This is a genomic window from Micromonospora sp. NPDC005163 (assembly GCF_053599835.1).
In genome coordinates, this window is record NZ_JBSFYP010000137.1 from 1 (window position 1) to 5,270 (window position 5,270).

A 5,270-nucleotide genomic window follows, 5' to 3' on the forward strand; every position below is an offset into this window, starting at 1 on the left:
AGCGATCACAGAGCGTAGACAACTCGATGATCACTGACTCCGTGCCCGTTTCGCTACTCTGCATCCCCGCCGTCACCTACTGGCGGACGCTCTTAGGCGCCTCGAGTTCGCCGGGTGACCGTCCCCGGCGCGACCAGCCCGAGCAGCGCGACCGCCGATGCAGCACGTCGGGAGCGTCCCCGCGCGCAGCAGCCGACCACTCGGTTACGCCCAGTAACCCGTACGGTACATGCGCAACGCACGGATTGCGGCCATGACCGGATGCTGGAAGCGTCGCTCGGTGGGCGTTGGCGTGTGACGTGGTCACCCTTGGTTGCGAGTGTCATGCGGTCCGGACGGCTGGTCATGGTCGGGGGATGGGGGTCGTTACGGGGTTGGTGTTGCGGGCGCGGGGTGCAGCCACGACCCGATCCGGCGCGCGGCGGCGAAGCTTGCCCAGCCGGCCGCGGCTACGAGCGCTTCATCTCCGGCTGGTCCGGGGTGCGTACGTGCGTCGTTGAGTACCCGACCGTCGACCTGGTGGGATGCGAGTGCGGCCAGCAGCGCGAATCGGCCTAGTGGCCGTTGCGGTGCCGGCAGCGTCTCGATGGCGTTTTCGGTCCAGCTGCGGGATATGCCTTGCTCCTCGCCACGCCAGGTGCTGAGCCTGGCGGTGACTAGCTGGCGTACCGGCTCTGGGAGCGCCTGTCGGCCAATCGCATCGAATGCGGCGGCGGCTCGGCCGAAGGCATCGGCGATGATCGAGTTGGGTCGGGCCCAGTCGAGGTCGTCGGGTAGCGGGGTCGGGGGAAGCAGGTCGAGCGATGCACCGGGGCGCGCCTTGCGTGCAAGCAGTCTCCGGAAGACGGGGAGGGCCGCGCGCTTGAAGATCGGTTTGAGTTTTGAGTCTGCCAACGGGAACGGTGAGGCGACGGCGAAGATGTTGATCATGCGGTTAATGTAGTGGTAAGAGAGGGCAACGCCGATCAGTTCGGGCGCGTGCTCGTTGGGAAACGGCGGTTGTCGCAGGAGGGGCGTGTCCGGCTGGCGGTTCGCGCGCGCCCAGGCGACCACGGCGCGCAGCTCCGGGTCCGCGATGTCGTCGGTGGCTGCGGAGAGGATGGCTGCGGCCGGGGCTCGGTCTCCAAGGGCGTCGAGCATCGTCGTGTGGACGTCTACGCAGTAGGGGCACGTGTTGATCGCCGATACCGCAGCGGCGACGGCTTCCTTCTTGGTGCGATCGACAAGTGGGCCCCAGGTTGGTTCACGGACCATGGCCCAGTACGCGTGCAGTGCCTGGGGTGCGGGGAGGTGGAGCGCGAACGGCGGGGCCAGCACGCCGAAGTCCCGTGCGATCTGCCGGCGTACGGCGGAGGTACGCGGGTCATGCACGGCGGGGTGGATGTGGCGGACCTGGCGTCGGAATGGGACATCACGCAGTGCCATGGGGACCCTTCAGTGGATTTGAACGACCGAGGATAGACAACTTTTCCAAGCTGAGGGACAAGTTATCGAAGCATGTAGTGGTGCCTGTTGTCTAGCCGGCCGGTAGGATCGGGCGCGTGTCTCAGCGTCGATACAGACAGTTCTGCCCGCTGGCCAAGGCGCTCGATGTCCTCGGCGAGCGCTGGACCCTACTGATCGTCCGTGAGCTGTTGAGCGGGCCGAAGCGCTACACCGACCTGCGACACGGGCTGGCAGGGCTGGCTACGGACCTCCTTGCGGCCCGGTTGCGCGATCTCCAGGAGGCCGGGGTGATCGACCGGCGCGAAGTGCCGCCACCGACACCAGCGACCTTGTACGAGCTGACCGAGCGCGGTTACGCGCTCAAGCCGGCGATCCTCGAGCTCGCGCGCTGGGGGCGCCCACTGCTGCGCGATCCCGCCGACGATCGCCTACCCGACAGCGCCCTCCTGCTCGGCTTCGAGGCGACGTTTCATCCGGATGCCGCAGTTGGTCTGGATGAGACCTACGACATTGAGGTCGACGGTGAGCGAGTGGCCGTTCGGGTTCACGACGGCACGGTGGATGTCACCCCTGGTCCGGCGGGGGAACACGCCACAGTCAGGGTCGTCACCGATCGGGAGGGCTTTATGGAGCTTGCTCGCGGGCGCGCAGGAGACCGCCTGCGAATCGAGGGTGATGCCGCCGCCCTGGTGCGGCTGCAGCGGATCTTCTCCCTGGCATAGTCGGCCCGCGCCTCTGATCAGTTGATACCTCCGGGCCGCGTGGTGACAGCCGCGGTTCATGTGCAGCGCGTATCGGCGTATGGCCAAGCGGAGCGGAGAAGGAACGCGCGCAATTCGGCATGTCCGGACGCTGCGCCCGTGGCCGCCAGCCACGCTGCGTAACGCGCGGATCGCGGCATGAGTGAGCGGATGTTGACCGCAACCCGGCACTGGCTCGGCGCCAGCGCCAGCAGCCCGCCTGCCCAGACAGCAACGGTGGCATAGCAAGTTTGGCCCTTTGCGCGAGAAGCGTCGCGGCGTAATCCACACGCCTTGGCACCTCCGGACGACAACCGGGCTAGCTCGACACGACATCGTTTAGCGCGCGGATCGCGCATGTGCGGATGCCGCTCGCAATTCAGCCTGGTTCGGCCTGGGGGATAGCAGCCCGGCCTGCTCAGACAGCGGCGAAGGCGCCGCAAGTTCGGATTTGAGCGAGCAAGCGCGCAGGGTCGCGATAGAGAGTCGGGCGACGCCCGCTGCGCCTGGGCTGCGGCCATGACTGTCAGAGCCGAGAAAGTAGGACTGGAACGGTAAGTCGAAGGAAGCGCGGCCCCGACGATGCCGGCAAGGTCGATCAAGTGTGCTAGAGTAGCCGCCGCCACCCATCTAGGGGGCAACTGGAAACTCTTGAGGGAGGTGAGGTTGATGACCGCCGTGGTGATGGCTGCTGCCCGCAGCGTCCGGTCCATCCTCACGTCCCGGCCCCTCAGCTGAATCCTTCCGCCACATCCGCGCCGAATCCGCGGACGCAACGCAGGGCTTCCCAGGGTCCCTTTTCGCAAGGGTTTTACGTTGTTGTCTTCCGATTCTTTTTCTCCTAGATCATCTTCCGACGGCGGCCTTTCCGCCTACGGCTGGGATACAAAGCTCGAACGGTCCTTCACATCGCATCGCGCCGCAGGTCTCATCCCTGCACGCATTATCGGCGTCGATCGCGGCAGGTGTGACGTCATCACCGAGACCGGCCCGCTACGGGCCGGCACCTCATTGGTGGGCGCATCGGACCCTGTCTCGGCTCCGTGTACCGGCGACTGGGCCGCCCTGCGCTCGGGCCATGAGCCCGAGCTGACCGCTCTGCTGCCACGTCGCAGTGTCATCGTCCGCTCCTCGGCCTCACGCTCCTCGCATGGTCAGGCCCTAGCCGCCAACATCGACACGGCCGCCTTGGTCGTCTCTGTCGAGGTCCCGTTGAACCTGGGCCGCATCGAACGGCTGCTGGCCCTTGCCTGGGAGAGTGGCGCGCTCCCGGTAATCGTGCTGACCAAGGCCGACCAGTCAGCCGACCCCAGCACGGCCACGGCCGAGCTGACCCAACTGGCCCCCGGCGTAGAGATCATCACCACCAGCGCCGCCACTGGTCACGGGCTGGAACTACTTACGGCCGCGCTCACCGGCACGGTGGTACTGCTCGGCCCGTCCGGAGCCGGCAAGTCGACGTTGGGCAACGCACTGCTGGGAACCGAGGTACTGGCGACCGGCGCCGTGCGAGCCCAAGACGGCAAAGGTCGCCACACGACGGTCCGCCGTCAGATGGTCCCGCTGCCAAACGGCGGCGTGCTCATCGACACCCCGGGCCTGCGCGGGATCGGCCTGTTCGACGCTGACGATGGCCTGCAGCAGGTCTTCGCCGACATCGAGCGGCTCGCTTCGCAGTGTCGGTTCAGCGACTGCGGCCACGACTCCGAACCCGGCTGCGCCGTCCAAGCCGCGATCGCCGCCGGCGAGGTGAGCGAGCGTCGTCTGGACAGCTACCGCAAGCTCCAGCGGGAGAACGCCTGGGCAACTTCTCGCAGCGACGCACGGCTACGCGCCCAACGCGAGGATCACAAGAAGGCCATTACCCGATCTCTGCGCGAGACCTACACCTTCCGCGACCAGCAGGGACGGTCGTGAGCCAGCCGGCCGCAGAACACGATGTTTCTCGGCCCGAACCTCACCGCACCGCCTACGTTTCCATCTCAAAGAACGCCGAAGGAATATCCAACATGTTCCATAGCTGGACCACTCGACCCGAAACCGATCAGGACATCACCGCGATCCGCGAGGTCACCCTCGACGCCTTCCCCACACCGCTGGAAGCCGACCTCGTTGAGGCGCTGCGCACCGACCCAGCGTGGCTACCCGAGCTGTCCATCGTGGCCGAAAGCGCCGACGGTACCGTCGGCGGATACGCACTATTCACCCGCTGCCACGTCGGCGACGCCCCGGCCCTGGCACTCGGCCCCTGCGCCGTCCTGTCCCGTTACCAGAAGCAGGGCGCGGGCTCAGCCGCGATCCGGGCCGGTCTGAAGGTCGCCCGCACCATGGGCGAAAACCTCGTCCTCGTACTCGGCCACGCCGAGTACTACCCACGGTTCGGGTTCAGCCGGGCCTCCGCCTACGGGATCCACCCGTCTTTCGAGGTGCCCGATGAGGCCATGATGGCCCTCGTATTCGACAACGCCCTCCCGGTCCCGAGCGGCACCATCATCTACCCGGCACCATTCGGCGTCTAATCCATCCGGGGCTGTTCGGGGCGCTACACAAAACTCGTCCCGAACAGCCCCCCGCAACAGCGGTTGAGTCGGCCTGGGGCGTGGTGTCGGGATGCGCCCGGCCCGTTTCCCCAGGCCGCTCGCCCCCCGTGCAATCGGGGTGCTGGCGTTCCCGGCGGACGATGAACCAGGTCCCGGCCGGGTAGCCAGCGGTGGGGACAGCGCCGGTGACCTCGCATAGTTGGGCGCCGTCCCGCACCTCGACGGCACGATTCTGATCGAAGGCGACCTGGACGGACGGCCGCTGGTCGATGTCCGCAGCGCGCTCGCCGTGCCCACACAGCGGGCACGGCAGCAGTGCGGGATCCTGCCCGGTGATCAGGCCATGCTGGCCGCCGAACTCAGCCGCGTCGCATCGCCATCAGTGCGCTCATCGGCATGATCGGGCGCTCACCGGCACACCGACGGTCACGCCCCGTGACGCCCGGATCGCGGCAGACATCCCAGGATTCAAAATGTCAAGCGGCTGCTGTGCTGTGGTGAGCCCAGGCCTTGTGTTCGTCGTAGATTGAGCGGGTCTTGAGGC

General features: G+C 67.0%; 5 protein-coding genes. 4 read left to right on the top strand and 1 reads right to left on the bottom strand.

The genetic code is table 11. The features are described 5' to 3' along the window. Positions 1 to 366: 366 nt before the first annotated feature. Positions 367 to 1,425, bottom strand: coding sequence for a carboxymuconolactone decarboxylase family protein (locus tag ACWD6N_RS37295; RefSeq protein WP_354968587.1), 1,059 nt, complete (start codon positions 1,423 to 1,425; stop codon positions 367 to 369). Between the two features lie 116 nt (positions 1,426 to 1,541). On the opposite strand from ACWD6N_RS37295, the gene ACWD6N_RS37300 reads away from it, so the two are divergent. From ACWD6N_RS37300 to ACWD6N_RS37315, 4 genes are all read left to right on the top strand, one after another. Next, entirely contained in the window at positions 1,542 to 2,168 is a 627-nt protein-coding gene (locus tag ACWD6N_RS37300; RefSeq protein ID WP_387329548.1) for a winged helix-turn-helix transcriptional regulator, read from the top strand. A gap of 834 nt (positions 2,169 to 3,002) precedes the next feature. Next, a complete protein-coding gene (gene rsgA / locus ACWD6N_RS37305; protein ID WP_387329551.1) occupies positions 3,003 to 4,103 on the top strand; it encodes a ribosome small subunit-dependent GTPase A in 1,101 nt (366 codons plus the stop codon). Then, on the top strand, positions 4,100 to 4,705 hold the full coding sequence (locus ACWD6N_RS37310; protein WP_354968851.1) for a GNAT family N-acetyltransferase: 606 nt from the start codon (positions 4,100 to 4,102) through the stop codon (positions 4,703 to 4,705). Before rsgA ends, ACWD6N_RS37310 begins: the two co-directional genes overlap by 4 nt. Before the next feature lie 220 nt (positions 4,706 to 4,925). Next, positions 4,926 to 5,126 carry a hypothetical protein gene (locus ACWD6N_RS37315; RefSeq protein ID WP_354968850.1) on the top strand — a complete coding sequence of 67 codons (201 nt, stop codon included), beginning with the start codon at positions 4,926 to 4,928 and terminating at the stop codon, positions 5,124 to 5,126. The last annotated feature ends 144 nt before the right edge of the window (positions 5,127 to 5,270 follow it).